The sequence below is a fragment of the Variovorax sp. 01T439_2 genome (assembly GCF_056398445.1).
On the sequence record NZ_JBFTPJ010000380.1, the window covers coordinates 1 to 5,231 of the forward strand.

5 protein-coding genes and 1 pseudogene are annotated in these 5,231 nt (G+C 61.3%); 4 read left to right on the forward strand and 2 right to left on the reverse strand.

Annotated features, from left to right (window positions below):
* Window positions 1–343 precede the first annotated feature (343 nt).
* Entirely contained in the window at window positions 344–1,156 is an 813-nt protein-coding gene (locus tag AC1DOC_RS18215; RefSeq protein ID WP_478130208.1) for an NYN domain-containing protein, read from the forward strand.
* Window positions 1,157–1,191: 35 nt separating this feature from the next.
* Here the strand turns inward: AC1DOC_RS18215 and AC1DOC_RS18220 are convergent, their stop codons facing one another.
* Window positions 1,192–1,566 carry a JAB domain-containing protein gene (locus AC1DOC_RS18220; protein ID WP_478080462.1) on the reverse strand — a complete coding sequence of 125 codons (375 nt, stop codon included), beginning with the start codon at window positions 1,564–1,566 and terminating at the stop codon, window positions 1,192–1,194.
* 114 nt (window positions 1,567–1,680) lie between these two features.
* Here AC1DOC_RS18220 and AC1DOC_RS18225 point away from each other — a divergent pair, with 114 nt between their 5' ends.
* Window positions 1,681–2,544 carry a hypothetical protein gene (locus AC1DOC_RS18225; protein ID WP_478080463.1) on the forward strand — a complete coding sequence of 288 codons (864 nt, stop codon included), beginning with the start codon at window positions 1,681–1,683 and terminating at the stop codon, window positions 2,542–2,544.
* A gap of 72 nt (window positions 2,545–2,616) precedes the next feature.
* Here the strand turns inward: AC1DOC_RS18225 and AC1DOC_RS18230 are convergent, their stop codons facing one another.
* Window positions 2,617–3,267 carry a hypothetical protein gene (locus tag AC1DOC_RS18230; protein ID WP_478080464.1) on the reverse strand — a complete coding sequence of 217 codons (651 nt, stop codon included), beginning with the start codon at window positions 3,265–3,267 and terminating at the stop codon, window positions 2,617–2,619.
* Window positions 3,268–3,503: 236 nt separating this feature from the next.
* Between AC1DOC_RS18230 and AC1DOC_RS18235 the strand changes: the two genes are divergently transcribed.
* Both AC1DOC_RS18235 and AC1DOC_RS18240 read left to right on the forward strand, forming a co-directional pair.
* Complete coding sequence (locus tag AC1DOC_RS18235) at window positions 3,504–4,448, forward strand: hypothetical protein (RefSeq protein ID WP_478130209.1); 945 nt, start codon at window positions 3,504–3,506, stop codon at window positions 4,446–4,448.
* Window positions 4,449–4,750: 302 nt separating this feature from the next.
* Window positions 4,751–5,231 (forward strand): annotated as a pseudogene (locus AC1DOC_RS18240) (hypothetical protein); the annotation flags it as partial.

Consider the following 5,231-nt stretch of genomic DNA (forward strand, 5'->3'; position numbering starts at 1 on the left):
GCCGAGGACACGCCGAGGACACGGCCTGGCGCGCCTTGACGGCACCTGGCCGCGGGCTACAGTCGCGCACAAGGTGATGGAGTCGGGAAAGATGGCTGACAGGCAACGGTCGCCTTCTTCGCCGGCCCCACGCAAGCGAAGCGCGCAGGCCCGGATCGACGAGCCGGGCCGAAGGCGTTCAACCGAGCGGAGCGAGACGAACGATGAACGCCCGCAGGGAGCGAGGCGCCAAGGATGACTCGACGCGCAGCACGACAGCGCGGCCCGCCATGTCCGCCTGACCAGTGACGCGCGGAATCAGTTACCGTGAGGGCCCGTTCAACCCACAACAACAAAACTCCGGATGAGCACCGCCCCAACGACAACAGAGACCCGCGTGGCCGTCCTGGTCGACTGCGACAACGTGCCGCCCGACATCCTCGAGCACGCGCTGCGCATGGTGGCGCAGTTCGGCCGCGTCGTGCTGCGCCGCGGCTACGGCAACCAGGGCACGCTGRCCAACAAATGGCAGGACGCCCTGGTGCGCCTGGCGTTCACCCCTTGCCTGCAGTACCAGTACGCCGCCGGCAAGAACACCGCCGACATCGCCCTGGCGCTCGATGCGCTGGAAGCGCTCTTCGACCAGCGGGCCGACACCTTCTGCCTGGTCACCAGCGACTCCGACTTCGCATACCTGTGCCGCAAGCTGCGCGAACGCGGCGCCACCGTCTGCATCGTCGGCGAACCCAAGACGCCGGACGCCCTGCGCAACGCCAGCGACCAGTTCTTCGAATGGACGCGTCCCGAGCCACCAGCAGAAGCCATCGTCGAGGCCGCACCGAAGGCCCCTGCAAAAGCGGAACCGGCCAAGGCCGAGCCGCCGAAGCAGGAACCGCCCAAGCCGGCGCCGAAGCGCCGGCCACGCTTCCTCGTCGAGGCCGTGTCGCTGCTCGCCAGCGACACGTYCGAAGGCAAGGTCGGCCTGGGCGTCCTGGGCCAGTACCTCAAGCGCACCGACCCGGCCTTCTCGCCCCAGACCTATGGCCACTCGGGACTGTTGAACATGGTCAAGACMTATGACCTGCTGGCACCTCAGCAGGAGCAAGGCGGCCACTGGTCGGTGAGCCTGCTGCCCAAGGCCGAAGGCGCGGCGGAAACCGACGTCCCGCGCGCATAACGGCGCGCATCAAAAGGGGCGCGAATGGCCCTGCGTCACAGAAGCCCTCGCTCGGCCATGAGCAGGAACGGGCCGCCCGCGACGAACGGGTGGTCCAGCACCCACACGTCTACCGGCTCCGCCGCTTCTTTCTGCATTTGCGTCAGTTGCTCGTCGACCCGCGATGGCTCAGCGCGGGCGCTCGGGTGGCAATGCGCCAGCAGAAGTGCAGAACTGCTCAGTGCCAGCACATCCTTGACCACCTTTCGCAGATAGACCGAGGTCTGCGTCACCGCCCCGGAACATTTCGAATAGGGTTGGGCCGCATGCTGAGGCAAGCCCTCAAGCCACGCCCACAGAAAATCCTGCGCCACCACCAGCGACGTCAGCACGTTGGCGCCGCGCACCCGGCTTGCCAGCACTTGCTGCACCGCAGGCAGCACTTCGGCCGCCGGTATTCACTCACGATATCGCGAACCAGCACGGAAGATGAGAGAAGCGAAATACGCCCATGTAGCATGTAGCGATACGACTGATGGTCTGGAATGACGAAAAATCTCGAGAGCCCGAAGCGACTAGCACCCACAGGCGAGACCCTGCGTGAGTTGTTCCTCAAGTCCGGCAACCTCTGTGCTTACCCTGGGTGCGATCATCTGATGATGAACGCGGATGGCGTCTTCATCGGGCAAATCTGCCATATCGAGGCTGCGGAAAGGGGCGGACAGCGGTTCAACCCGATTTCAACGAATGAAGAACGTCGACAGGCCAAGAATCTCATGCTCATGTGCCATGCACATCACAAGGTCACTGACAAGGTCGGTACTCACTCCGTGCAGAAGCTGAGGGAGATCAAGCGCAAGCACGAGACACGCTTCTCGGCGCCTGAGCGCGCAATGATGGATCACCTCAAGGACTGGACAAAGTCGGCGGAGCCATCCGTCGCAGCGAACCTGGGGCGCTTTTGCCGAGTGCTGAAGTTGCGCATGGACACTGATGACCTCCAAAGCGAGGTGACCGACCTGAAAGCCTATGTCGCGCAGTTCAAGAAGGTCCCGGTCGAGGTGCGCGAATACCTGAGAGCCGTTGTCCAACGAACCTACGACATGCGAAAGTTCGATGTGGTGGTGCCCTATGGAGACTCGCCCGCGATTCTTGTGAGCGATCTCAAAGGGGCGCTTCGGATCTCGGAAAGCGCAGTTGCCAAGCGGGCCGGGGAACTGAAATCCTACCGCCTTGGAGGTCTGGTCGAGATCGAGGATGACGAGTACAGGAAGAGTTACGCCGTTCAGATATCGGGGCTTGATTCGGGTCGCTCTTTGTGGATGGACCTGGCGAGGTACTGTGCGAAATCTTCGATCGATCTCCGATCGTTCGCGATCGAGCTCGATTTCGCACAACTCGATGAATGAGATGGCCTCGCCAAGAGGCATTCAGCGGCAACTCAGTTCCCCCGAGAGATCCATTGCCAGAGAACCGATGCGTCACCGCTGACTTGGCGAGGGATCGCTTGACTCAGCTGGAATCTCCACCATCGCCTTGACTGCAGGCAGGGAGTCCAGATCATGTTCGCTGGCAACGATGCGCACCCCAGGCCGTTGGAATCTTGCCTTGACGAGATCGGCTATCTCTCTGATGGCCTCCTGTCTCGTCTCCAGAATTGTTTCAGCGAGCTGGATGCACTCGCTGGTAAGATCATTCAACTGGATTCCCACCTGTTGAGCATCTGTTTCCTCGGGGTACCTTATGTTCCTCAACAGCTGCACCAGTTCATCCGCCTTCGCCTTGTCTCCTCGTCCTCCACGTTTGAGGCAAGCTTCAAATGCGGCTTGCTCTATGCCCCGCTCGGTCCACGCCTCAGCAATTGCCCCGGCATAGAGCACGGCGATCCGCCGGCGCAGGTAGTCGCAGATGTCGCGGACCTCTCGGGTCGCACCATGCACGTTGACCTGCGCCTCTCCGGAATGCCCTCCCTCAAAGTCCAGCATCGTCAGGGCCATGCCGCTCGTGGTAAATCCCAGACAACGCGCGACCACAACGTGCCCCGCCTCGTGGCGCGCTAGACGTTCAACATGTCGGAGCATGGGTGGACTCACGTCAGTTGCCTGGGCCTGGCGCTTCTTTTTCTTGCTCATGGGAAACTGTATGCGAGAGGTTGGTCGGACTGCGCCTCTGCACGATGGCAGCAGGTGCACCTTGGTGTCCTGTACTCCTTGACCGGCAGATCGTACCTGCGGCGGTACCGCCTTCGATGAGCGCGTAGGCGCATAGCCGCGGGGCAACCCGCTTGAAGGTCGAGTCGTGCCTCGGCGGTAACATCTTCCGGCCCAAGGATGCACACATTTCTGACCCACCACAACGAAGTAGCACGATGACTGGTCTCATGAGCCCGATACGGACACCCGATGAGTTCGAGCATTTCGGGGTATTCTGGCTGCAACACCTCGCAAGGACTCGGCACGCCGTGCCTGCGCCTGTGTTCCAAACCTATGGCAGCCGAGGACAGGACCAGCAAGGGCTCGACCTGCTCCCGCTCTACGCTCACAACGGAATCGTTGGTCAGTGCAAGTATTGGGAAGGCGTGCTGAGCTTGCCCGAGATCGAGAAAGACCTCGCCAAGTCGGACAGGCACCCCGGCARGATTGAGCACTTCTATTTTCTGACCACCGGCAAGCGAGACACGCGCGTGCAGCAACAGTCAGTGGGGGGCTACTTCCACACCCGCCCTTGCGGAACGCGCTTCCTCGTGCATGTGGAGTACTTTGCCGATCTGGATCCTCGGCTTGAATTTCTTCCCGCAGCGGTACGTGAGCAACTCGCCGGCCGCATGCCGTTCTTGACGAGCATGCTCGATGAGCGCGCGACAAGAAGTCCTGACGAATTCCTCAAGTCCCAGCGGTCCTTCCGCAGCTACATGCTGCGAAATATCCCTCCCGCCGCCGTCGATGTCCTGGAATTCAGTGATTGGCGGTCTGGAACAGTCGCTGGAGCCGTCGTGGATCCATTCAACCACGTGCACTTCGAGTACGACAGAGCCCGGCACGTACTCGAGGGAATCGAGYACTTTGCTCACGAAGGTGATCGCGCAGAGCTCGTTGCAGGGGTGCTTTACGGGAGGCCATTCTTGGATGCGGTGCGCAAGTTTCGGATGGCGTACGTGCAGCACGTTCACGGCGAGATGATCAACGGCGTTTACACGCTTGTCGCCAACGATCACCCTCATCACCATCTGCAATTCTCGAAGGTCGGTTCCAACGAGCGAATGGAGGTGGTCCATCTCTACCGTACCTTGGTGCAGGGAATCGCGGCCACCTAACCAGTGCGGAGAAGGCGAGTTCTTCCTCACCGGAATGTTGATTTCCATCTACAAGTGCCCCACTGTGGATTCGGCAAAAACCTTGCGTAGGCTATGACGTGAATCCAAGGCTCTGTCAGTACTCGACGGGGCTGTGAGAGCCAAGGGAGAGCCTCATCCGCTAGATCGGTGTCCGCAGAACCATCAGCCGCCCAAGCGCGCCTCCATGACGACGAGCGTAAGACGTCGCTAGACGACGCAGCCTTTTCGGCAGGCCAAAGTGCGTTGGCAGGCGTCCTTTTTGACTGATGATAGAGGTGCGCGTGAAACGATCCGAACTGTATGCGTTGGTCTGGCAGACACCGCTTCGCCATCTGGGACCGAATCTCGGCCTGTCCGATGTCGGACTCTCCAAGCTCTGCCGTCGATACAACATCCCCGTTCCACCCGTCGGCTATTGGACCCGTCTCGCGGTCGGCAAGATCTGCGTGCAGACCCCACTGCCGCCTTCCGACATCGATCACGAAGTCCACCTGCCGGAGAAAGACACCACGGCGTGCCGCTCCTCCGACACCACGAGGATCCAGCGGGTCCAGCAAGCGTTTTCCCGGGCCAGGGACGCTGTTGTGCTGCAGCCCATCGATGTCCCGCCCTCACTCGATCACTGTCACCCACTGGTGGCGAAGACCGCTCGCTTCTTCCAAGCCATCGAGCGCGATGAGGCGAAGTTGGCGGTGGAGGCTGAAGAAGCCAGGCGACTGCGCAAGCCCTTCTTCGGCGGCATGTCGAGTCACAGGATGACCA